Origin of the sequence: Parapusillimonas granuli, from assembly GCF_013416525.1 — a bacterium.
In the GTDB taxonomy this organism is placed as follows: Bacteria; Pseudomonadota; Gammaproteobacteria; order Burkholderiales; family Burkholderiaceae_B; genus Parapusillimonas; species Parapusillimonas granuli.
On the sequence record NZ_JACCEM010000002.1, the window covers coordinates 425,753 to 448,825 of the forward strand.

Below are 23,073 nucleotides of genomic sequence, written 5' to 3' on the forward strand. Positions count from 1 at the left end.
TGCACGTCCCGCTACCGGGACGACAAGGGCTCGACCAGCAGCTCGAACGTCACCAGCACTGCGTTGCTCCCCCGCCGCAGCCGCCCTTCCGATATCCGCCCCGTATGGTCGACCATCCGGATGTCGACGTCCGCCTTCAGCCGCCCGTTCGCGTCTGCCGCGATCCGGCCCCGCCGGACATAGACTTCCGTGATGTGCGGCTCGACCACCCGGCCGTCGTCGAACACCGCGCCCACCAGGCTGCCGACGCCCGCGCACAAGGCCGCCTCGCGGATGCCCCGCGACTCGCATTCCGCTTCGAGCGCCGTGCAAAGATCCTGGTTCGGCGCCAGGCGCAGCGCGAAGGCCGGCCTGGCGTCGGGCGGGCGCACGACGGGACGCGAGAAGGGCTGGAACAGCGAGAAATTCGTTTCGGGATCGGGCGCCACCCGGAACTCCACCCCCCGCATCAGCCAGGCCTCCGCCTGGATCGGCTCGGCGATCACGCTTTGATCGGGCAGGATGTGGCCGCAGCCCGGCTTGCCGTCGGCCGTCGTCCAGGCCGCATGGCAGTGCAGCCAGGGACCGTCGTCGCGTATCCCATAGGTGACGCAGCCTTCCTGCAGCGTCGCCACACCGGGCGGATCGTGGCGGCCGCTGAAATACACCGCGTGATCGGGCGAGGAAGACGTGGCCGGCATCACGTAGGCAAGCTTGCCGAACGCGCCGCCCCGCAAGGCCAGGGTGGCGCTGCGCGCGCTGTGGCTTTGCAGGCGCACCGCGAGCGCGTCGAGCAGGGTCAGCCCGGGCTCGAGCTCGAACCGGGCCTTTTCCAGCCAGCCGTCCGCCCGCGTCGCGCGCGCTTCGAGGACGGGACCGGGATGTTCAATCAAGCGCAGGCTCATTTCTTTTGCTCCCATCCTTCCAGCAGGCCGCGGCGTTCGAGCTCCTGCCTGACCAGCATCTTCGGCACCTTGCCGTAGGCGGACTTCGGCAGGGCGTCCCAGAAAAACACGCGCTTGGGCAGCTTGTAGCGCGCGATCCGCTCGGCCATCCACGCCAGCAGCCCGGCCTCGTCGATGTCGGCGCCGTCGAAGGGCACGCAGACGGCGATGCCCACCTCGCCCCACTTGGGATCCGGCACGCCGACCACGGCGACTTCGGTAATGGCGCCGTGCGTCAGGATTTTTTCTTCGATTTCCCGGGGATAGATGTTGGAGCCCCCGGAGATGTACATGTCGGACGCGCGGCCCGTGATGTAGATGTAGCCCCCCTCGTCGCGGCGGCCCAGGTCGCCCGTGCGGAACCAGCCGTTGCGGAACGCCTTGGCGTTGGCTTCCGGATTGTTGTAGTAGCCCGCGAACACGGCGGGACCGATGACGCAGATTTCGCCGGTCTCGCCGTCGGGCAGCTCGTTGCCCTGGTCGTCCTGGATCGATACCTGCATGCCCGTGCGTTCGTAGCCGCAAGTGCCGGCGCGCGCTTCATCGCCGTGCTCGGCCGGCGGCAGCACCGTGATGTTGCCGGTGACTTCGCCCAGGCCGTAGTACTGCACGAGCACCTTGCCCAGCTTGCCCAGCGCGCGTTTCTGGTCCTCCGCATACATGGGCGCGCCGGCGTAGATGACGTGCCGCAGGCTGGAATGATCGTAGCGGTCGACGGCGGGATGCTCGACCATGAGCTTGAGTATGGTCGGCACCGTGAAAAGATTGGTCAGGCGGTGGGTTTCGATCAATGAGAAGGCGAGATCGACGTCGAATTTTTCATTGGGCAGCAGCACGGTCTGGCCGCCGCGCGCGATCATGTTCAACTGGTGCACGCCCGCGCCGTGGGAAAGCGGCGCCACCACCAGCGAGCCGTCGTGCTCGGTGGCGCCGGGCATGAGGTCGCACAGATGGTTGTTGACCACGAAGGCCATCTGGCCATGGGTCAGGACGGCCGCCTTGGGGCGACCTGTGGTGCCCGACGTGAAGAACAGCCAGCAGGCCGAATCGGCCATGACTTCGGCATCGGGGAAATGCCGCCCCAGATGCCCGGCAATGAGCTCGCCGGCATGGGCGCCGTCGCGGGGCCGCGGCGCATCGCCCGTCAGCCAGATGACTTCGGTATCCGGATGGGCCGCCCGCAAGGCCTGCGCGTGCTCGGGGAAGTCCACCTGGCACAGGAACACCCGGGGCCGCGCCACGTCGGCCATGTATACCAGTTCGTCCGGCATGATGCGGAAATTGGTCGGGACCCAGACCGCGCCCAGGCGGAAGACGGCCAGCATGGATTCCAGCATTTCATTGCTGTTCTTGCTGTGCACCAGCACCGCCGTGCCGGGGCATACGCCGCGCTCGGACAAGGCGGCGGCCAGCGCCGAGACCCGGTCGTTGAACTGCCGCCAGTTCCAGGACTGGCCGCGCCACACCAGCGCGGGGCGCTGCGGCAGGCGGCGCGCATTCCGCGTGGCCCAATAAGCCAGGTTCATCACCCTGCGCGACACCGGAACCTGATGGATCACGTTCACTTTGCACGCTCCAGGATGGAGACATAGTTCGCCACGGCGGCGCCGCCCATGTTGAACACGCCCGCCAGCGCGGCGTTGGGGACCTGCATGGCGCCGGCTTCGCCCATCAGCTGCATGGCCGCCATCACGTGCATGGAAATGCCCGTGGCGCCCAGGGGGTGCCCCTTCGCCTTGAGCCCGCCCGACACATTGACCGGCAGGCGCCCGTCTTTGTGCGTGACGCCGTCGCGGATCACCTTCCAGCCTTCGCCCGGCCCGGCCAGCCCCATGGCCTCGTATTCGAGCATTTCCGCAATCGTGAAGCAGTCGTGGGTTTCGACCAGGCTCAGGTCGCCGAGCGTGACGCCGGCATCGGCCAGCGCCCGCGCCCAGGCGCGCCGCGGCCCTTCGAAGGCGATGGGATCGCGGCGCGACAGGGGCAGGAAGTCATTGACGTGCGCGCGGGCGCGCAAGCGTATGGCGCGCGCCATGCTGCTTGCGGTTTCCTCGTCCGCCACCACCAAGGCGGCGGCGCCGTCGGACACCATGGAGCAGTCGGTGCGCCGCAGCGGCCCCGCCACGATCGGGTTCTTGTCCGACACGGTATTGCAGAACGCCACGTCGAAGGCTTTCTGGACATGGGCGTAAGGGTTGTGCATGCCATTGCCGTGGTTCTTGGACGCGATCATGGCGAGCTCTTCGCGCCGGTCGCCGTACCGGTCGAAATACGTTTGCGCGATGTTGGCGAAGATCCCCGCGAATCCGTAGGGGTTTTCCTCTTCCTTGCGATAGCAGCCGCTGAGCAGGGCCTCGGCGACCTCGCGCGGCGGCACGGCCGTCATTTTTTCGGCGCCCACCGCCAGGGCGATGCGGCCCCGGCCGGATTCGATGAAATCCATGGCGCGATACAGCGCGGCCGTGCCGGTGGCGCATGCGTTTTCGACGTGCACGGCGGGCGTGAACCGCAGCGCGGGTTCGCCCAGCGCGACCAGGGCGCCTTCGAAGCCCTGCGGGGTGAGCCCATTGTTGTACACCCCCACGGTGATCGCGTCGACCTCGCCAGGGCCGACCTGCGCGTGGTCCAGGGCGCCGCGCGCCACCTGCGCGATCAGTGTTTCGACGTCGGGGTCATCGAGTTTCCCGAACCGGGTATGCGCCCAGCCAACGATTACGGCGCGCTTGGACATATCTGCTCCTTTGATTTGTTTTCGATCGCCGGTCATTATCGCCAGAAATTCCGGATTAGGCGACGCCCGGAAACGGCTTCCGGGGCCGCGCCGCTACCATGCCATGGTCAGGAAGCGCTCGAGGATGCCGGCGGAGTAGTAACGGGCCACACGGGAAAGAAAGCCGCTGAAGCTGGCGCTCGCCTCGTCGTCGGCGCGGTCGGATATGGTGCGCACCACCGCGCAGGGCACATCGTATTCATAGCAGATCTGCGCCACCGCCGCGCCTTCCATTTCGACGCACAGCGCATCCGGCAATTCGTCCCGCAAGCCGCGCACGGCCGCGCCGCAACCCACGAAACGGTCGCCGCTGATGATGACGCCCCGATGCACGCGCGGATCGGCCACGCCGAAGGCGGCCAGCGTGTCGGCCGGAACCTGGCGGGGCAGCACCTCGGCCAGGTATTCCCGGGCGGCGAGGCTCAGCCGCTCGGAAGTGGCGCGATCGGCGTCGAACCGGCTGCGCTCCAGCAACGGCACTTCATAACAGGGGAACAGCGGGCTGGCGTCCAGGTCGTGCTGCAGCAAGGCGGTGGCCACCACCACGTCGCCCACCGCGACGTCGCGCGCGACCGCGCCCGCCAGGCCCGCGAACACCACGACCCGGGCGTCGAATTCGCGGATGAGCGTCACGGCCGTCGCCGCCGCGGCGACCTTGCCGACGCGCGCCAGCACCACCACGACCTCCCGGCCGTGGATGGCGCCGGTATAGTAGTCGCGCCGGCCGACGCGCGTGCGCTCCGCATCCGGGCCCATCGCTTCCAGCAAGCTCGAAATTTCATCATGCAAGGCGGCCATTATGCCGATGCGGCCCATTTCGTCCTCCTGTCGAGTCATGGCAAGAAGGCCGATTTAACCATATACTCGGCCAATTCCCTCCCATACCAAGACACCAAGGCAATCTCTAGCATGCTGACTCTGGATTTTCTGAAGAACCTGGCCGAACGGCACGGAAACGAAATCGCCCTGGAAGACGACGACGTGCAGGTAAGCTATGCCGAACTTGCCACCGCGGTCAATGCATTGGCGGTCGCCCTGCAAATGAAGGATCCCGCCCTGGGCTCCCGGGTGGCGCTGTGCGCGGCCAACTCACTGGAATACCTGGTGGGCGTGCTGGCCGTGCAGGCCGCCGGCAAAGTGCCGCTGCCCCTGAGCCACCGCGGCGATGCCGACGCCCTGCACGCGCTGCTGCTCGACGCGCAGCCCACCGCCCTCATCGTCGACGACGCGGGCGCCGCGCTCATCCAGTGCGACGAAGACCTCAAAATCCACATCTCGCAGTTCGCCGGCCTGGTGCACACCTACCGCGACCACACCCCCGATCGCGAGGGCAATTATCCGGCTCCGGTCATCCAGCCGGAGCAAAGCGCCGGTTAAAATGCGGGCCGGGCCGCGCCGCGGCGCCAACTGAAGGGTATGCCCATGCAACCTCTTTCCCAACGAAAGCCCCGCATCGGCCTGGTCCTCGGCAGCGGCGCGGCGCGCGGCTGGGCGCACATCGGCGTCATCCGGGCGCTCGAAGAACACGGCATCGCGCCGGACATCATCTGCGGCACTTCCATCGGCGCGCTGGTGGGCGCCACCTACGGCCTGGGCGTGCTGGACGACTTCGAGGCCTGGGTGCGCGGGCTCGGCATCAAGGACGTCGTGTCCTTCATGGACCTGCGCCTGGACGGCGGCATGCTGAAGGGCGAGCGCCTGATGGACTTCTTCCGGCGCACCTTCCAGGACCGCCCCATCGAAGAACTGAAGCTGCCTTTCGGGGCGGTCGCCACCTCGCTGCATACCGGGGCCGAAATCTGGCTGCGCACGGGCTCCACCGTGGACGCCGTGCGCGCCTCCATCGCCCTGCCCGGCCTGTTTTCGCCGGTCTGGCACGGCGAACACCTGCTTGCCGACGGCGGGCTGGTGAACCCCGTGCCGGTCTCGCTCGCCCGCGCCATGGGCGCCGAAATCCTGATCGCCGTCGACCTCAATGCGGACCTGTTCGGCCGCCATTTCAACAAGCCCGCCCCCGCGCAGCCGCAAACCCTGGTGGGCCACGAATGGATGCAGAAGCTGCAGCGCAACCTCAGCGCCTGGCTGCCCGAACCGGAAACGGAAACGCGCCGCCTGCCGTCCATGCTGGACGTCCTGGCATCGAGCATCAACATCATGCAGGTCAGGATCACGCGCAGCCGCATGGTGGGCGAACCGCCCGACGTGGTGATCACCCCCAGGCTGGCGCAGCTGGGCCTGCTGGATTTCCATCGCGCCAGGCAGGCCATAGAGGAAGGCGCCAGGGCGGCCAAAGCCGCCATCCCGACGCTGGTGGAACTGGGCCTGGCAAAAACCTGAAGCCTCAGCCGAAACGCCCGGTGATGTAGTCTTCGGTTTCCTTGCGCGCCGGCTTCACGAAGATCTGGTCGGTTTCGCCGTATTCCATGAGCTCGCCCAGGTACATGTACGCGGTGTAGTCCGAGCAGCGCGCCGCCTGCTGCATGTTGTGCGTCACGATGACCACCGTGTATTCCGACTTCAGCTCGGCGATCAGCTCTTCGATCTTGGCCGTGGAAATGGGGTCGAGCGCGGAGCAAGGCTCGTCCAGCAGCAGGACTTCGGGCTTGATGGCGACGCCGCGCGCGATGCACAGGCGCTGCTGCTGCCCGCCCGACAAGCCGTAGCCGCTTTGATTGAGCTTGTCCTTGACCTCGTTCCACAAGGCCGCCTTGGTCAGCGCCCATTCCACCCTTTCGTCCATCTCGCCCTTGCTCAGGCGTTCGAACAAGCGCACCCCGAATGCGATGTTGTCGTAGATGCTCATGGGAAAAGGCGTGGGCTTCTGGAACACCATGCCGACCTTGGCGCGTATCAGGGAAATGTCCATCCTGGACGTCAGCAGATTGTCGCCGTCCAGGTTGATCTCGCCCTCGGCGCGCTGGCCGGGGTAGAGCTCGTACATGCGGTTGAAGGTGCGCAGCAAGGTGGACTTGCCGCAGCCCGAAGGGCCGATGAAGGCGGTGACCTTGTTTTCCTTGATGGAAAGGTTGACGTTCTTGATGGCGTGGAACTTGCCGTAGTAGAAGTTCAGGTTCCTGACTTCCAGTTTCGTGCGTTCGGCGGTCGTGGTAGATGGCATAATCCGTTCCCGGCGGGGGCTTCCCCCGCGCTCTGTTATTTGCGGAATAAAGTGCGTGCGGCGATGTTGATGCCCAGCACGAGCAAAGTGATCATGACGGCGCCCGCCCAGGCCAGGCGGTTCCAGTCTTCATAGGGGCTGGCGGCGTACTGGAAAATGACCACCGGCAGGTTGGCGATGGGCGCATTCATGTTCATGGACATGAACTGGTTGTTCAAGGCGGTAAACAGCAAGGGCGCGGTCTCGCCCGAGATGCGCGCAATCGCCAGCAGCACGCCGGTGATGATCCCCGACCGCGCGGCCCGATAGCAAATGAACATGACCACCCGCCATTGCGGGCAGCCCAGCGCGGCCGCGGCCTCGCGCAGGCTGTTCGGCACCAGCATCAGCATGTTGTCGGTGGAGCGCACCACCACCGGGATGACCAGGATGGCCAGCGCGAACGCGCCGGCCCAGCCGGAATAGTGCTCGACCTGCGCGACGTAGATCGCGTAGATGAACAGGCCGATGATGATGGAAGGCGCCGACAGGAGGACGTCGTTCAGGAAGCGGGTGGCGGGCGCCAGCCAGCCCCGCCGGCCGTACTCGGCCAGATAGGTGCCGGCCAGCACCCCGATGGGCGTGCCGATGAGGGTCGCGACGGCCGCCATCATGACGCTGCCCAGGATGGCGTTCAGCAGGCCGCCGTCGGCGCCGGGAGGCGGCGTGCTTTCGGTCAGCAGGGTCAGCGACAGCGCCGCGCCGCCCTTGATGAACAGGGTGAGCAGCAGCCAGCACAGCCAGAACAGGCCGAAGACGACGGTGGCGCCCGACAGCGCCAGCATCATGCGATTGACGCGCTGGCGCCTGCGGTAGACGCGGTTCGATAGATTGACGACGGAATCGGAATTGAACATATCGGGACCCTAGTGCGAGGTTCCCTCGCCCTTGGCCAGGCGAAGAAGCAGGAGTTTGGACAAGGCCAGCACGACCGTCGTGATCAGGAACAGGATGAGGCCGAGTTCGAGCAGGGCGGACTTCTGCATGCCGCCCGCCTCGTTGAATTCATTGGCGAGCGCCGACGCGATCGAGTTCGACGGCGAGAAAATCGACGCGGGCAGCGTGAACGCGTTGCCGATCACGAACGTCACCGCCATGGTTTCGCCCAGCGCGCGGCCCAGCCCCAGCATGATGCCGCCGATGACGCCGGTCTTGGTATAGGGCAGGACCACCTTCCACACGACCTCCCAGGTCGTGCTGCCCAGGCCGTAGGCCGACTCTTTCAGCATGGACGGAACCAGCTCGAATACGTCGCGCATGACGGCGGTGATGAAGGGAATCACCATGATGGACAGGATCAGGCCGGCGGTGAAGACGCCGATGCCGAAAGGCGGGCCGCCGAAGATGTCGCCCAATACGGGCACGCCTTCGAAAGCGTCGATGATGTGGGGCTGTATGTATTGCTGGAATATGGGCACGAACACGAACAGCCCCCACATCCCGTAGATGATGGAGGGGATGGCGGCCAGCATTTCGATGGCGGTGCCCAGCGGCCGGCGCAGCCACACCGGGGAAAGCTCGGTCAGGAACATGGCGATGCCGAAGGAAACCGGCACGGCGATGGCCAGCGCGATCAGGGAGGTCAGCAAGGTGCCCATGATGGGGACCAGGGCGCCGTAGACGTTCTGGACGGGATCCCAGTCGTTGGTCCAGAGAAAGGCCAGGCCGTATTCGGCGATGGATTCCCGGCTGCCGTAGATCAGGGACACCATGATGGCGCCCAGCAGAATGAATACGAAGAACGCAAACGTACGGGTCAGGTTCTTGAACAGTGCGTCAAGGAATGCGTTCCGGTTATTTTTCATGTTGGTTTCGTAGCATGTGCGACCAGGCCCTCGGGCCGAATTCAAGGTACTTTACATGGCAAAGACGGTGCCTTACGACACCGTCTTTGCCGCGGGAAAGGAACGACGCCTCTTCCGTGCCGCTTATTTCCAGATGGCGCTGCCGTCGGCCGCCTTGATTTCGGCCTTCCAGGCATCGGCGATCCGGGCGACGACACCGGACGGCATCGGCACGTAGTCGAGTTCTTCCGCCATTTTATTGCCATTCTTGAAAGCCCAGTCGAAGAAGGCCAGGACTTCCTTGCCGCTTTCGGGCCTGTTCTGCTTCTTGTGGACCAGAATGAAGCTGGCCGAGGTCACGGGCCAGGATTCGGCGCCGGGCTCGTCGGTCAGCACCACGCCCATGCCGGGCGCGCTGGCCCAGTCGGCATTCGCCGCGGCCGCGGCGAATGCGGCCTGAGTCGGCTGGACGAACTTGCCGTCCTTGTTCTTGAGCTGCGTCCAGGACAGCTTGTTCTGCTTCGCATACGCGTACTCGACGTAGCCGATGGAGTTCTTCAGCTGGCGCACGTAGGCGGCCACGCCCTCGTTGCCCTTGCCGCCCTGCCCCGTGGGCCACTTGACGGCCTTGCCTTCACCGACCTGCGCCTTCCAGGCGGGGGAAACCTTGGATAGGTAGTTGGTCCAGCCGAAGGTGGTGCCCGAACCGTCGGAGCGATGCACCACGATGATGGCGGCGGACGGCAGCTTGAGGTCGGGATTCAGCGCCTTGATGGCGGGATCGTCCCATTTCTTGATCTTGGCCAGGAAGATGTCGGCGATGACTTCGCCGGACAGCTTCAATTGGCCGGGCTCGATGCCGCTGATGTTGACCACCGGCACGGTGCCGCCGATGATGGCGGGGAACTGCAGCAGCTCGTTCTGCGCCAGGGCGTCGGCCTTCATGGGGTCGTCCGACGCGCCGAAATCGACGGTCCGGGCGATGATCTGCTGCTGCCCGCCGCCGGAGCCGATGGACTGGTAGTTCACGCGATTGCCGGTTTCTTTCTGGTATTGCGCGGCCCATTTGGCATAGATGGGATACGGGAAGGACGCGCCCGCGCCGGTGATGTCGGCGGCATGGGCGGCAATGGCGACCGTACCCAGGGCAAAACCGACGGAGACCTTCAAAAATACGCCTTTGAACATGTGAGGAACCCTTTGGATTGAGACTGGTGAAAGCAGGCAGGCCTGCATTGCCGCCATAGTAGAGATCGAATGTGACATGTTCGTGACAGCGCTGTAAAAAGCTATGAGCCCAGCTGCCGCATCAGCTGCTCGTGCAGATTGAAGGGCTTGCCGCTGGGCTTGACCTTGATGTAGGCGCCGTTGGGCAGCGCCCGCCAGGCCAGCTGGTTGTCCCGCAGCGCGTAGGTGAACGCCTCGTTGATGACGCGCTTCTTCAGGGCCTTGTCCAACACCGGAAAGCCGATCTCGACCCGGCGGAAGAAATTCCGGTCCATCCAGTCGGCGGACGACAAATAGACGTTCTCGGCGCCGTCGTTATGGAAATAAAACACCCGGGAATGCTCCAGGAAACGGCCGACGATGGACCGGACCCGTATGTTTTCCGACAGGCCCGGCACCCCCGCCCTGAGCGCGCAGGCCCCCCTGATCACCAGGTCGATCTTGACGCCGGCCTGGCTGGCCTTGTAGAGCGCGTCGATGACGATGGGCTCCAGCAGGGAATTCATTTTGGCCATGATCCTCGCCTTCCGGCCGCTCTTGGCGATCGACGCCTCGTTGCGTATCAGCGCCAGCATGGTCTCGTGCAGGGTGAAAGGCGATTGCAGCAGGCATTTCAGCGGGCGGCGCGCGCCCAGCCCCGTCAAGAGCGAAAACACTTTGTCCATGTCTTCGCATATTTTCTGGTCGGCGGTGATCAGGCCGAAATCCGTATAGAGCTTGGCGGTGCGGGGATGATAATTGCCCGTGCCCAGGTGCCCATACCGGCGGATGCGCCCGTTCTCGCGCCGCAGGACCAGCGCCATCTTGGCATGCGTCTTGTGCCCCACCACCCCATAGCTGACGTGCGCGCCGACCTCTTCCAGCCGGGCGGCCCAGTTGATGTTGGTCTGCTCGTCGAAGCGCGCCATGAGCTCGACGATCACGGTGACTTCCTTGCCCGCCCGCGCCGCCGCCAGCAGCAGCCGCATGAGCTCGGAATCCTCGCCGGTGCGGTAGATGGTCTGCTTGATGGCCACCACGGACGCATCCCTGGCCGCCGCGGTCAGGAAAGCCAGCACCGGCTGAAAAGACTGGTAGGGATGGTGCAGCAGGCGGTCGCGCTCGGCGATGGCGGCGAACAAGGCCTCGGGCTCGTCGTCCGGCAAGTGGTCGAACGGCGCCGGCAGCTTGGGCCGGTATTCCGGGAAGGACAAATCGGGCCGGTCGACGACGTTGCACAGCTGCATCAGCCGGGACAGGTTCACCGGGCCGCTCACGCGATACGTGTCTTGCGGCTGCAGCAAGAACTCCTGCTGCAGGAAGGCCTCCAGGTCGGGCGGCATGCTCTGGTCGATCTCGAGCCGCACCGCCGCCCCGAAATTGCGCTGCGACAATTCCCCTTGCAGCGCCTGCCGCAGATTGGTGATTTCTTCTTCGTCGACGAACAGGTCGCTGTTGCGGGTGACGCGCCACTGATACACGCCCTTGACGTCCAGCCCGGGAAACAGCTCGCCCACGAAGACGCTGATCAGCGCCGACAGCAAGATATAGCCGTGCGGCACGCCCGATATTTCGGACGGCATGTGCATCACCCGCGGCAAGGCGCGCGGCGCCTGCACGATGGCGATGGACGCGCTGCGGCCGAAGGCGTCCTGCCCCGACAAGGCCACGATGAAATTCAGGCTCTTGTTGTAGACGCGGGGAAAAGGATGGGCCGGATCCAGGCCGATGGGGGTGAGCATGGGCATGACGTCGCGCTCGAAGCAGTCGTGCGCCCATTCGCGCATTCCTTCGTCCCAGTTCGGGGGCGGCAGCAAGGCGATGCCTTCGGCCCGCAGCTTGGGCAGCACCTGGTTCATCAGCAGGTTGTTCTGCCTGTCCACGAGCTCGTGCGCGGCGGCCTGCACCCGCTCGAAGGCTTCGCCCGGCGTGTAGCCGTCCACGCCGACCAGCGTCGGCGTCTGCCTTTGCTGCTCTTTCAAGCTGGAAATCCGGATTTCGAAGAATTCGTCGAGGTTGGAGCTGACGATGCAAAGATACCGCAGACGCTCGAGCAGCGGCGTGTTGCGGTTCTCGGCCATGGCCAGGACACGCTCATTGAACTTGAGCAGGGAAAGCTCGCGGTTCAGCAGAGTGGGATTCGACGACGCAGGAAGCATGGATCAGTCCAGAAAAAGAGGCACACGAGGTTTTACGTCATTTTCATTACTGTCATGTGACAAGCCGTAAAAAAGGCGCGCACGATTTCTATACTATCAAAACGCTCCTATACCGGCTTGCCGCTTTATGCCGCGCATGTTGTTTGGTCCCCAAGCGGCTTGCTCGTCGCACATGCCAAGCAGGCCGCATTCCATGACGCGAACGGCGTGCGCCAAGACGGTCCATGATGCAGTGCAAAGACGCATATGCGCGCAGTCTTTATAATTCGCAAGTATCCACCAGTAAACTTGCTTAAATGGACCATCTACTTGCCGCGGTCGACCTGGGTTCCAACAGCTTCCGGCTATCCATCGGGCGCGTCGTGCAACTCGACGGCAAAGCGCAGATCTACGCCGTCGACCGCCTGAAAGAGTCCGTCAGGCTGGCGGCCGGCCTGGACGCCGACAAGATCATCTGCGAAGAAGCCATCGAGCGCGCCATCACCGTCCTCAAGCGCTTCGGCGAGCGCCTGTCCGGCTTCCATCCCAACCGCGTCCGGGCGGTCGCCACCAACACCTTCCGCATCGCCCGCAACGTCGGCGACATCCTGCCGCGCGCCGAAGCCGCCCTGGGATTCCCCATCGAAGTCATCGCCGGCCAGGAAGAAGCGCGCCTGATCTTTTCCGGCATCACCAACGAACTCCCGCCCTCCCCCAATCGCCGCCTGATGATAGACATCGGCGGCGGCTCCACCGAAGTCATCATCGGCAAAGGCTTCGAGCCCATCCACATGAGCTCCCTGTACATGGGCTGCGTCAGCTACACCCGGCAGTTCTTCCCCGACGGCCACATCACCCAGGCCCGCATGGAAAGAGCCCTGCTGGCGGCGCGCCGGGAGTTCGAAGGCATATCCAAGCAGTACCGGAAAACCGGCTGGCAGGAAGCCTATGGTTCCTCCGGCACCGCCAAAGGGCTCATCGCCGTACTGCAGGAAGGGGGCATGTCCAAGAAAGGCATCACCCTCGAAGGCCTGGAACTGCTCAAGGCCAAGCTGATCCGGGACGGCAAGGTCATCATGAAAGAGCTGCCGGGGCTCAAGCACGACCGCTCGCTGGTGCTGGCTGGCGGCCTGGCCATCATGCTGGCGGCCTTCCAGGAGCTCAAGATCAAAGTCATGGCGCCCGGAGAAGGCGCCCTGCGCATGGGGGTGCTGTACGACATCCTGGGCCGCGACTCGGACCACGACAAGCGCGACGAAACCGTGCGCCAGTTCATCAAGCGCCACCACATCGACACCCGGCAATCGGAACGGGTCAAGCGCATCGCCCTGCAGTTTTTCTCGCAACTCGACCTTTCGGACGACGTCGAGAAGGAAGACCTGCAGCGCACCTTGGGCTGGGCCTCCGACCTGCACGAAGTGGGCATCAGCATCGCCCACGCCGAATACCACAAGCACGGCGCCTATATCCTCCAGCACGCCGACATGCCGGGTTTTTCGAACGACGACCAGTCCCTGCTCGCGCTGCTGGTGCTGGGGCACCACGGCAAGATCAACAAGCTGTCGCTGCTGGAGCCCACGCGGGGCAAGTGGCTGACCCTGCTTTGCCTGCGCCTGGCGGTGCTGCTGTGCCGGCGGCGTGAAGACCACAAGGCCGGGCTGCCCATCACCCTGGAAGTCAACGGCCGGAAAATCACCCTCAAGGCGGCGAAAGCCTGGCTGGAGGCGCACCCGCTCTCGGAATTCTCGCTGCAGGCCGAAACCGCCGAGTGGGCCAAGGCCGGATTCGAGTTCACCCTGGTGGAAACCTAGGGCCGGCGCCGCCCGCCTTTTAGCGTCAACAGGCCCTAATCCAAACCGAAGCGGCGCCGATAGCGCTCCTCCATGTCGCGGATGTCCAGCAGCACCGGGAAATCGGCCGTGTTGAAGTCGGGATCCCAGGCGGGCTCGCCGCAAATCGTGGCGCCCAGCTTCAGATAGCCTTTGATCAGCGGCGGGATGCGCGCCGGCAAGGCGCTGTCCAGGCATTCCACCGGATAGCGGTGATGAGGCGTGACGCGCGGAATGCCGGACGCGCCTTCCAGGCCTCTTTTGACCATGCGCCAGACTTCGGCGGCGGTGACGCCGTCGTCGCGCAGGCTGACGCTGGCGCAGCCCAGCAGATAGCGGAAGCCGGACCGGTGCATCATGCCGGCGATGCCGGACCATAGCAGCATGATGGCCGCGCCGTTCCGGTAGTCGGGATGCGTGCAGGACCGCCCCACTTCGACGACTTGCTCGCGGATGGCGCCCAGGCCGCTCAGGTCGAATTCCGATTCTGAGTAATAGCCGCCGGCCTTGCGCGCGTTCGCCGGCGTCAGCAGGCGGTAGGTGCCCACCACGCGGCCGGTGTGCGCCTCTTTGACCATGAAGTGTTCGCACCAGGGATCGTAGCGGTCGGCATCCAGGCCGTCCGCGGCATCCGGGAACACCGCGTTCATTTCTTCAGTGAATACCTGGTAGCGCAGGCGCTGTATGGCCTCCAGGTCTTCGGCGCCGCGCGCCAGCCCCATCACCAGGCCGCCGGCCACGGGCCGCGCCCAGTTCCTGTCCGCCGGGAAACCGGCTTCTATGCGTGCAGACTCTAGCATTCGAGCAACTCCCAAACATTCCGTGATTGTCCGCGATGAATGTTTCAGGTTTTTGATGCTTACGTTACTCGTTTGCCAAGTTCACCGCAACCAGCTCCCGCACGCCCTCTTCCGCCAGCGAGGCATCTTCGGCCTCGACCATGAGACGCAGCTTGGGCTCCGTGCCCGACGCGCGTATCAGCACGCGCCCGCGCCCGTTCAGCTTCTGCTCGACCTTGGCGCGCGCGGCGGCCAGGCCCGGGTGGGTCTGCCATCGCACCTCGGGGGCCAGGGGCACGTTGACCATCTTCTGGGGGTACATTTTCAGGTCGGACACCAGGTCGGCCAGCGCGCTGCCGCCGCGGCTCATTGCCCGAAGGACTTGCAGCGCCGCGATGATCCCGTCGCCCGTGGTGTGGCAATCGAGGCACAGCAGGTGCCCCGAGCTTTCCCCGCCGTACAGCCACCCGCGCGCCTGCATGGCTTCCAGCACGTAGCGGTCGCCGACCTTGGCGCGCTCGAACCCCACGCCCAGCGCCTGCATGCGCTTCTCGAAACCGAAATTCGTCATGAGCGTGCCGACCACGCCCTCCACGCTTTGCTGCGTCATGCGATCGCGCACGATGGCATACAGGAGCTCGTCGCCGTTGTACAGGCGGCCGCTGCCGTCGACCATCTGCAGGCGGTCCGCGTCGCCGTCCAGGGCGATGCCGATGTCGGCGCCGCGCGCGCGCACTTCCGCGACCAGCGTCTCGGGATGCATGGCGCCTACGCCTTCGTTGATGTTGAAGCCGTCGGGCTGGCAGCCTATGGCGAAGACCTCGGCGCCGAGTTCGCGGAAGACGTGCGGCGCGATGTGGTAGGCCGCGCCGTGGGCGGCGTCCACCACGATGGACAAGCCGGACAGGTCGAGCTCGTTCGGGAAGGTGCTTTTGCAGAACTCTATGTAGCGGCCGGCCGCATCGTCGATCCGGCGCGCGCGGCCCAGCGCTTCGGAGCCGACGCAGCCCAGCGGCTCGTCTATCGCCGCTTCGATCTCGGCCTCGATTTCGTCCGGCAGCTTCATGCCCTGGGCGGAAAAGAACTTGATGCCGTTGTCCTGGTAGGGATTATGGGATGCGCTGATGACGATGCCCGCCACCAGGCGCAGGGCGCGGGTCAGGTAGGCCACGGCCGGGGTGGGAACGGGGCCGGCCAGCAGCACGTCGATGCCGGCCGCCGACAGGCCCGCTTCCAGCGCGGATTCCAGCATGTAGCCGGAAATCCGCGTGTCCTTGCCGATGACGACCGCGGGGCGGCCGCGGCCGGGATGCTTGCGGGCCAGCACGCGCCCAGCCGCATAGCCGAGCCGCAGCGCGAATTCCGCGTTGATGGTGGAGCCGCCCACTGCGCCCCGAACCCCGTCGGTGCCAAAATACTTGCGTTCGGTCATAAATATGCTCCGGTTTCCACTGCGCTCCAGACTTTGAGGGCGTCCGAGGTCGCAGCCACGTCGTGTACCCTGATGATGCGCGCACCGCGCGCCACGGCCGCCAGCGCGGCGGCCACGCTGCCATGGACTCTTTCGGCGGGCTTGCGCCCTATGATGTGCCCGATCATGGATTTGCGCGATACGCCGATCAGCCAGGGGTGGCCTTCGCTGTCCATGTCCGCCAGCTTGCGCAGCAGCAGATAGTTCTGCTGCGGGGTCTTGCCGAAGCCGAAGCCCGGATCCAGGACGATGCGGCGCTTGTCGACTCCCGCCGCGCGCAGCGCATGGGCGCGGTCCAGCAGGAATTGCCGGACTTCCAGAACCACGTCGCCGTAGCGCGGGTCGGCCTGCATGGTCTTGGGTTCGCCCTGCATGTGCATGACGCACAGCCCGCAATTGGAATCGGCGACGGCTTCGATGGCGCCCGGCCGGGTGAAGCCGCAGATGTCGTTGATCATGTCGGCGCCGGCGTCCAGCACCGCGCGCATCACTTGCGGCTTGAAGGTGTCGACGGACAGCGGAATGCCGATGTGGAGCAGGCCTTCGATGACGGGCAGCACGCGGCGCAGCTCGTCATCGGCGGACAAGGGCTCGGCGCCGGGGCGGGTGGATTCCCCGCCGATGTCGAGGATGTCGGCCCCTTGCTCGGCAAGCAGGCGACCGTGCGCGATCGCGGCTTCCGCCTCGAAGTGTTCGGCGCCGTCGGAAAAGGAATCGGGGGTGACGTTCACCACCCCCATGATCAGTGGGCGCCCGAGATCGAGATCGAAGCGCCCACAAAGCAGGCTGGAACCCATTGAAACCAGTCGGAGTCCAGCTTAGACCGGCGTGGCCGCTGCGTCGCCGCCCGCCGACGTGACGCCCGCGGCCGGCGGAGCGGCGTCGGACGCGTCGTTACGGCCCGACAAGGCCTGCGGCGGACGCGGAGGACGGCCCTGCATGATGTCCTCGATCTGTTCCGCATCGATGGTTTCCCATTCGAGCAGCGCCGCCGCCATGGCTTCCATCTTGTCGCGGTTGTCTTCGATGAGCTTGCGAGCGACGGCGTACTGGCGGTCGATGATGTCGCGGATCTCGTGGTCGACCTTCTGCATGGTGGCCTCGGACATGTGCGTCGTCTTGGTGACGCTGCGCCCCAGGAACACCTCGCCCTCGTTCTCGGCGTAGACCACGGGCCCGAGGGAGTCGGTCATGCCGTAGCGGGTGACGATGTCGCGCGCGATGGCCGTGGCGCGTTCGAAGTCGTTCGAGGCGCCCGTCGTCATTTGGTTCATGAAGACTTCTTCGGCGATGCGGCCGCCGAACAGCACCGCGATGGTGTTCAGCAGGCGTTCCTTGTCCATGCTGTAGCGGTCGCCTTCGGGCAGCTGCATGGTGACGCCCAGCGCGCGGCCGCGGGGAATGATGGTGACCTTGTGCACCGGATCGGTCTTGGGCAGCAGGCGCGCCACCAGCGCGTGGCCGGACTCATGGTAGGCCGTGTTGCGGCGCTCTTCTTCGGGCATGATGAGCGAGCGGCGCTCGGCCCCCATGATGATCTTGTCCTTGGCCTTTTCGAAGTCGGCCATGTCGACCGTGCGGCCGTTGCGGCGCGCGGCGAACAGCGCGGCCTCGTTCACCAGGTTGGCGAGGTCGGCGCCGGAGAAACCGGGCGTGCCGCGCGCGAGCACCATGGCGTCGACGTTGGTGGCCAGGGGCACCTTGCGCATGTGGACTTTCAGGATCTGTTCGCGGCCGCGGATGTCGGGCAGCGACACCACCACCTGGCGGTCGAAGCGGCCGGGCCGCAGCAAGGCGGGATCGAGCACGTCGGGACGGTTGGTGGCGGCGATGACCAGCACGCCCTGCCCGGTTTCGAAGCCGTCCATCTCGACCAGGAGCTGGTTGAGGGTCTGCTCGCGTTCGTCGTTGCCGCCGCCCAGCCCGGCGCCGCGCTGGCGCCCGACCGCGTCGATTTCATCGATGAAGATGATGCAAGGCGCCTGCTTCTTGGCGTTCTCGAACATGTCGCGCACGCGGGCGGCGCCCACGCCGACGAACATCTCAACGAAGTCGGAGCCGGAAATGCTGAAGAACGGCACCTTGGCTTCGCCGGCGATGGCCTTGGCCAGCAAGGTCTTGCCGGTGCCCGGGGAGCCGACCATCAGCACGCCGCGCGGAATGCGGCCGCCCAGGCGCTGGAACTTGGTGGGATCGCGCAGGAAGTCGACCAGTTCCTGGACGTCTTCCTTGGCCTCGTCGCAGCCGGCGACGTCGGCGAAGGTGACATGGTTGGTGTTTTCGTCCAGCATGCGCGCGCGCGACTTGCCGAAGCTGAACGCGCCGCCCTTGCCGCCGCCCTGCATCTGGCGCATGAAGAAGATCCATACGCCGATCAGCAGCAGCATGGGGAACCAGGAGATGAACAGGCTGGTCAGGAACGAGGGTTCTTCGCGGGCCTTGCCCGACACCTGCACGCCGGACTTGACGAGTTCGGGCACCATCCAGAGGTCGCCGGGGGACGTCAGGCTGTACGGGCGGCCGGCGTCGGGGGTGACATACAGGGTGTCGCCCTGGATGTCGACCTTGGCGATGCGCCCGGCCTGGGCGTCGTTCATGAATTGGGTATAGGTCACGGTCTCGGTCGTCGGCGCGCGCCCGTCGAACTGCTTGAACACAGTGAACAGGACGAGCGCTATCACCATCCAGATCGCGACCTTGGAAAACGAGTTGTTCAAAGCCAACCTCCTACTTGTAACCTGAGCTTGCCACACCCCCGCGAACCACGGCAGCAGGACAAGTATGTCAATGATTCATTCTACCTGATAGAAGGAATCCTGTTTTAAGAAACCTGGTGCTTCAGACGCCGTGCAACCAGGAAGGTTTCAGAGGATTTGTCGCGCGAAGCCTTGGGCTTGCGTTCGACCACCCGCTGAAAGCTGCGCTTGAACGATTCGACGATCTGGGAGAACCCGCTGCCATGGAAGGCCTTGACGACCAATGCGCCTTCCGGCTTGAGGTGCCGGGAGGCGAAATCGAGCGCCAAATCACATACATGCTGAATTCTAGCTGAATCTGCCGACCCTACCCCTGATAAGTTGGGGGCCATGTCGGAAATTACAAGGTCCACCCGGGCGCCCCCGAGGCGCTCGGCCAGCTGCTCGAGCACGGCGTCTTCGCGGAAGTCGCCCTGTATGAATTCGACGCCCGCGATGGGTTCCATGGGCAGCATGTCGAGCGCGATGATGCGCCCGTTGAGCACGCCGCCCGGGCCGACCAGCCGTTCGCGCGCCACCTGGGACCAGCTGCCCGGCGCGGAACCCAGGTCGACCACCACGTCGCCCGGGCGCAGCAGCTTCTCGCCGTCGAGGATCTCGGTGAGCTTGAAGGCCGCGCGGGCGCGATACCCCTTCTGTTGCGCCAATTTGACGTAGGGGTCGTTAATATGTTGCTGGATCCACTCTTTAGAGAATTTTTTTTTGGCCATTCCCGTACAATCTCACTATGCCAAAACTCGACATCACATCCCAAGAGCGCAGCGCCCTGCGCGCCGCCGCCCACCCTTTGCGCCCGGTCGTCCTGATCGGAGACCGGGGGCTGACGGATTCCGTACTGAAAGAAATCGACAACAACCTGACTGCGCACCAATTGATCAAGGTCAGGGTCGCCGGCGAAGAACGCGAAGCCCGCAACGCCATGCTGGAAACCATATGCGACAGCCTGTCGTGCGCGCTCGTGCACCATCTGGGCAAAACGCTGATTATTTACCGGCCGGATCCCAAAGCGCAAAAAGCCAAGGCCGAAGCGGAATACGCCACGCGTGCGCTGCGCAAGCCGTCTGAACCGCACACCCCCAAGAAGCAAGCGGCGGAAGGCATCACCCGCAGCCGGCGCGACGAAAAGACCAAGCGCGCGGCGCAAAGAGCCGAAGCGCCCGAAACCGCCGCGCCTCGCGCCCGCCGCGCCATGGCGGCGCAAAACGTCCCGGCGCGGCCGGCCCACGGCATACCGCGCCGCAGCGGCAGCGCGCTTTCGCTGCGCGCCGGGGCCCGGCGCGGCCTTCGATCAGGAAAACGTTAAGCAAATTATAAAGCCCAACGCCAGTGCGTTGGGCTTTTTTACTTTGGACGGCAGGCCCCCGGGGGTGTCGTGGCGGCGGCAGTTGCGCCGGACTCTGCCGCCGGGCCGCCCCGGACTTCAGATATAGCTGATGTTCAGCACTTCGTATTCGCGGATGCCGGCCGGGGCCTTGACTTCGACCACGTCGCCCTCGGCCTTGCCGATCAGGGCGCGGGCCACCGGGCTGGAAACCGAGATCAGATTCGAGCGGATGTCGGCTTCGACGTCGCCCACGATCTGGTATTTGACGCGTTCGCCGGATTCCAGGTCTTCGATTTCGACGGTGGCGCCGAACACGGCCTTGCCGTCGACGTCCAGCGAGGCGGGGTCGATGATCTGGGCGTTGGAAAGCGTGCTTTCCAGTTCCTGGATGCGGCCTTCCACGAACGCCTGGCGCTCGCGCGCGGCGTCGTATTCGGCGTTTTCCGACAAGTCGCCCTGCGCTCGCGCCTCGGCGATGGCATTGATGACTTCCGGCCGCTCGACGGTTTTCAAACGATGTAGTTCTGCTTGCAAGCGCTCAGCGCCGCGAACTGTCAACGGGATCGCAGACATAATATTCCTGACTCAAAAGTAAAAAGACGCTCGTCACGTGGAGCGCCTGTCGAAATTATTGGGACGGCCATGCATGCCGCCCGCGCGTGGAACTAAAGGGATCGTTGGATTGTTATAGCTGTCAACAACAATTTGGCTTAGTTCAAAATAAACCCCCGGCATGACGGACAACCGGGGGAACGTCTGTATTGTCGGCAAACTTCGAGGAAAATGCAAGCCCGCCCGGCGCCGCGGCGGGCGCGGCCGGCATCACGCCGCGGCGGGCGAACTGCGCCGCAGCAGCGCGTACAGAATAATGGCGCCGAAAGTGGCCGTGCCGATGCCGTCGAGGCGAAATGCGCCCAATTGCAAGGAAAAATTACCCGCGCCCAGGACCAGGGTGACGGCCGCGACGATCAGGTTGCGGTTGTCGCTGAAATCGACCTGGTTCACGACCCAGATGCGGGCCCCGGCCACCGCGATCAGGCCGAACACCACCACCGACATGCCGCCCAGCACCGGCCCGGGAATGGTCTGGATCAAGGCGCCGAACTTGGGCGAAAAGCCCAGCAGCACCGCGATCAGGGCCGCCACGACGAACACCAGCGTCGAATAGATGCGAGTCACGGTCATCACCCCGATGTTCTCGGCATAGGTGGTGACGCCGGTCCCGCCCACCGCCCCGGACACCATGGTGGCGACGCCGTCGCCCACGAAGGCGCGGCCCAGGTAGACGTCCAGGTTCTGCCCCGTCATGGCGCTGACGGCCTTGATGTGCCCGAGGTTTTCGGCCACCAGGATGATGGCCACCGGCACGATCACGCTCATGGCGTGCAGTTCGAACACCGGCGCCGCAAAATGCGGCAGGCCGATCCAGGGCGCCGCGTGGACGCCGCTGAAATCGATGGGCTTGCCCAGCCCGAGGCCGTTGGCCAGCACGGCGTAGATCACGCAGGCCAGCAGCAGGCCCACCAGGATGAGCAGCCGCTGGACCGTGCCGCGCGTATAGACGGCCACGCCCCCCACGCACAATACCGTGACCAGGGCCATCACGGCCTCGAAGGTGCTGCCGCCCATGGCGCCCTTGGCGGCGATGGGCGCCAGGTTCAAGCCGATGACGGCGACGATGGCGCCCGTCACGACCGGCGGCATCCAGGCGTTGATCCATTGCGCCGCCCCGCCGGAGCGGGCATTGGCCCACCAGACCAGCAGGCCGATGAGGGTGTAGACGAAGCCGCAGGCGATGATGGCGCCCAGCGCCACGCCGATGTTCGCATTGGCCCCCGCGCCCGCATAGCCCGTCACCGCGATGACCCCGCCGATGAAGGCGAAGCTGGACCCCAGGTAGCTGGGAACGCGCCCGCCGACGAACAGGAAGAAGATCAGCGTGCCGATCCCGGACATCAGGATGGCCACATTGGCGTCGAACCCCATGAGCAGGGGCGCCAGGATGGTGGAGCCGAACATCGCGACGACGTGCTGCGCGCCCATGGCGATGTTCTGGGGCCAGGACATGCGCTCGTCAGGCTGCACCACGACGCCGGAAGCGCCGCCCTCGACCTTGCGCCACCGGGGAAAATAGGAGTTCGACATGGAATTCGCCCTTTCTTATTGAATCCGCTTTTTTTGTTGCAGGCGAAAGTGTACGTGCGCCGCGTGCCTCACTGCAACAATTACGGTAATCTAATAGGTTTACTGTGGCGAAATCCGCCTTGACATGCTTTGGACATGAACACGACACACTTCTGGCTGGTGCGGCATGGGGAAACCCTTTGGAATGCGGAACGCCGGCTGCAGGGCTGGCTTGACATCCCGCTCAATGAAACAGGGCGCAAGCAGGCCGCGCAACTGGCCCGCTTCCTGGCTTCCGACGCGTTCACGGCGGACATCCACGCCGTATACAGCAGCGACCTCAGCAGGGCCTACGACACGGCGCAGATCGCGGCCCGGTCGCTGGGGCTGCCCATTTTCCGTGAGCCGGGCCTGCGCGAGCGCAGCTACGGCATTTACCAGGGCGAGGACTGGTCCAGCCTCAGCATGGCTTCCGGCGGCAAGGCGCTCGTGGATTTCCGCGACCCGGAGCAGCCCATCGAGGGCGGGGAATCGTATCTTGCGTTTTCGCAGCGCGCCGGCCGGGCTTTCGAAGAGATCGCCGGCAGGCACCCCGGCCAGAATGTTCTGGTGTTCACGCATGGCGGCGTGATCGATATCGCCTGGCGGCGCAGCATCGGGGCGGCGCTGGATGTGCAGCGGCCTTTCCCGATACTGAACGTGAGCATCAATCGCTGCGGCATCCGGGGGCCCGGGGATTGGTTCATCCAGGACTGGGGCTATACGGGCCACCTGGAAAACGAGGCGCTGGACGACGTCTGGTAGGGGGGGCC

Annotated in this window: 21 protein-coding genes; 5 read left to right on the forward strand and 16 right to left on the reverse strand. The window is 65.1% G+C overall.

Features of this window, described 5'->3' with window-relative positions:
• Positions 1 to 11: 11 nt before the first annotated feature.
• The 4 genes from H0A72_RS04705 to H0A72_RS04720 all read right to left on the reverse strand — a co-directional run bounded on the left by H0A72_RS04705 (position 12) and on the right by H0A72_RS04720 (position 4,530).
• Positions 12 to 884: a PCC domain-containing protein gene (locus H0A72_RS04705; protein WP_180153891.1), complete on the reverse strand. Its 873-nt coding sequence runs from the start codon at positions 882 to 884 to the stop codon at positions 12 to 14.
• Positions 881 to 2,488 (reverse strand): acyl-CoA synthetase, encoded by a 1,608-nt coding sequence (locus H0A72_RS04710; RefSeq protein ID WP_343060097.1) that lies wholly within the window; start codon positions 2,486 to 2,488, stop codon positions 881 to 883. The genes H0A72_RS04705 and H0A72_RS04710 overlap by 4 nt, the downstream gene beginning before the upstream one ends.
• Complete coding sequence (locus H0A72_RS04715) at positions 2,485 to 3,654, reverse strand: acetyl-CoA acetyltransferase (RefSeq protein ID WP_180153892.1); 1,170 nt, start codon at positions 3,652 to 3,654, stop codon at positions 2,485 to 2,487. Before H0A72_RS04715 ends, H0A72_RS04710 begins: the two co-directional genes overlap by 4 nt.
• A 93-nt stretch (positions 3,655 to 3,747) precedes the next feature.
• Complete coding sequence (locus H0A72_RS04720; protein WP_246436775.1) at positions 3,748 to 4,530, reverse strand: 5'-methylthioadenosine/adenosylhomocysteine nucleosidase; 783 nt, start codon at positions 4,528 to 4,530, stop codon at positions 3,748 to 3,750.
• Between the two features lie 72 nt (positions 4,531 to 4,602).
• Between H0A72_RS04720 and H0A72_RS04725 the strand changes: the two genes are divergently transcribed.
• Positions 4,603 to 5,070 carry an AMP-binding protein gene (locus H0A72_RS04725; protein ID WP_180153893.1) on the forward strand — a complete coding sequence of 156 codons (468 nt, stop codon included), beginning with the start codon at positions 4,603 to 4,605 and terminating at the stop codon, positions 5,068 to 5,070.
• 45 nt (positions 5,071 to 5,115) lie between these two features.
• Complete coding sequence (gene rssA / locus H0A72_RS04730; protein WP_180153894.1) at positions 5,116 to 6,030, forward strand: patatin-like phospholipase RssA; 915 nt, start codon at positions 5,116 to 5,118, stop codon at positions 6,028 to 6,030.
• Between the two features lie 4 nt (positions 6,031 to 6,034).
• On the opposite strand, the gene pstB is transcribed toward rssA, so the two are convergent.
• The 5 genes from pstB to ppk1 all read right to left on the reverse strand — a co-directional run bounded on the left by pstB (position 6,035) and on the right by ppk1 (position 11,999).
• Positions 6,035 to 6,811 (reverse strand): phosphate ABC transporter ATP-binding protein PstB, encoded by a 777-nt coding sequence (gene pstB / locus H0A72_RS04735; RefSeq protein WP_180153895.1) that lies wholly within the window; start codon positions 6,809 to 6,811, stop codon positions 6,035 to 6,037.
• A gap of 35 nt (positions 6,812 to 6,846) precedes the next feature.
• Entirely contained in the window at positions 6,847 to 7,707 is an 861-nt protein-coding gene (pstA, locus tag H0A72_RS04740; RefSeq protein WP_180153896.1) for a phosphate ABC transporter permease PstA, read from the reverse strand.
• Between the two features lie 9 nt (positions 7,708 to 7,716).
• Positions 7,717 to 8,655 carry a phosphate ABC transporter permease subunit PstC gene (gene pstC / locus H0A72_RS04745; protein ID WP_180153897.1) on the reverse strand — a complete coding sequence of 313 codons (939 nt, stop codon included), beginning with the start codon at positions 8,653 to 8,655 and terminating at the stop codon, positions 7,717 to 7,719.
• 123 nt (positions 8,656 to 8,778) lie between these two features.
• Positions 8,779 to 9,822: a phosphate ABC transporter substrate-binding protein PstS gene (pstS, locus tag H0A72_RS04750; protein WP_180153898.1), complete on the reverse strand. Its 1,044-nt coding sequence runs from the start codon at positions 9,820 to 9,822 to the stop codon at positions 8,779 to 8,781.
• A 101-nt stretch (positions 9,823 to 9,923) separates the two neighbouring features.
• Positions 9,924 to 11,999, reverse strand: coding sequence for a polyphosphate kinase 1 (gene ppk1, locus H0A72_RS04755; protein ID WP_180153899.1), 2,076 nt, complete (start codon positions 11,997 to 11,999; stop codon positions 9,924 to 9,926).
• Between the two features lie 296 nt (positions 12,000 to 12,295).
• Here ppk1 and H0A72_RS04760 point away from each other — a divergent pair, with 296 nt between their 5' ends.
• Positions 12,296 to 13,789 carry a Ppx/GppA phosphatase family protein gene (locus tag H0A72_RS04760; RefSeq protein ID WP_180153900.1) on the forward strand — a complete coding sequence of 498 codons (1,494 nt, stop codon included), beginning with the start codon at positions 12,296 to 12,298 and terminating at the stop codon, positions 13,787 to 13,789.
• A gap of 35 nt (positions 13,790 to 13,824) precedes the next feature.
• Here the strand turns inward: H0A72_RS04760 and H0A72_RS04765 are convergent, their stop codons facing one another.
• The 5 genes from H0A72_RS04765 to H0A72_RS04785 form a co-directional block, all read right to left on the reverse strand.
• Positions 13,825 to 14,607 carry a GNAT family N-acetyltransferase gene (locus H0A72_RS04765; RefSeq protein ID WP_180153901.1) on the reverse strand — a complete coding sequence of 261 codons (783 nt, stop codon included), beginning with the start codon at positions 14,605 to 14,607 and terminating at the stop codon, positions 13,825 to 13,827.
• Between the two features lie 64 nt (positions 14,608 to 14,671).
• Positions 14,672 to 16,018 carry a phosphoglucosamine mutase gene (gene glmM / locus H0A72_RS04770; RefSeq protein WP_180153902.1) on the reverse strand — a complete coding sequence of 449 codons (1,347 nt, stop codon included), beginning with the start codon at positions 16,016 to 16,018 and terminating at the stop codon, positions 14,672 to 14,674.
• The gene (gene folP, locus H0A72_RS04775) at positions 16,015 to 16,854 is read right to left on the reverse strand and encodes a dihydropteroate synthase (RefSeq protein ID WP_180153903.1); all 840 of its coding nucleotides are present in this window, start codon (positions 16,852 to 16,854) and stop codon (positions 16,015 to 16,017) included. The genes glmM and folP overlap by 4 nt, the downstream gene beginning before the upstream one ends.
• 21 nt (positions 16,855 to 16,875) lie before the next feature.
• Complete coding sequence (ftsH, locus tag H0A72_RS04780) at positions 16,876 to 18,774, reverse strand: ATP-dependent zinc metalloprotease FtsH (protein ID WP_180153904.1); 1,899 nt, start codon at positions 18,772 to 18,774, stop codon at positions 16,876 to 16,878.
• Positions 18,775 to 18,878: 104 nt separating this feature from the next.
• Positions 18,879 to 19,523 (reverse strand): RlmE family RNA methyltransferase, encoded by a 645-nt coding sequence (locus H0A72_RS04785; protein WP_180153905.1) that lies wholly within the window; start codon positions 19,521 to 19,523, stop codon positions 18,879 to 18,881.
• Between the two features lie 17 nt (positions 19,524 to 19,540).
• Here H0A72_RS04785 and H0A72_RS04790 point away from each other — a divergent pair, with 17 nt between their 5' ends.
• Positions 19,541 to 20,116, forward strand: a complete 576-nt coding sequence (locus H0A72_RS04790) for a YhbY family RNA-binding protein (RefSeq protein WP_180153906.1) — start codon at positions 19,541 to 19,543, stop codon at positions 20,114 to 20,116.
• 117 nt (positions 20,117 to 20,233) lie between these two features.
• Here the strand turns inward: H0A72_RS04790 and greA are convergent, their stop codons facing one another.
• Both greA and H0A72_RS04800 read right to left on the reverse strand, forming a co-directional pair.
• Positions 20,234 to 20,710, reverse strand: coding sequence for a transcription elongation factor GreA (gene greA, locus H0A72_RS04795; protein ID WP_180153907.1), 477 nt, complete (start codon positions 20,708 to 20,710; stop codon positions 20,234 to 20,236).
• Positions 20,711 to 20,959: 249 nt separating this feature from the next.
• Positions 20,960 to 22,282 (reverse strand): solute carrier family 23 protein, encoded by a 1,323-nt coding sequence (locus tag H0A72_RS04800; RefSeq protein ID WP_180153908.1) that lies wholly within the window; start codon positions 22,280 to 22,282, stop codon positions 20,960 to 20,962.
• Positions 22,283 to 22,417: 135 nt separating this feature from the next.
• Between H0A72_RS04800 and H0A72_RS04805 the strand changes: the two genes are divergently transcribed.
• Complete coding sequence (locus H0A72_RS04805; protein WP_180153909.1) at positions 22,418 to 23,065, forward strand: histidine phosphatase family protein; 648 nt, start codon at positions 22,418 to 22,420, stop codon at positions 23,063 to 23,065.
• Positions 23,066 to 23,073: the final 8 nt, after the last annotated feature.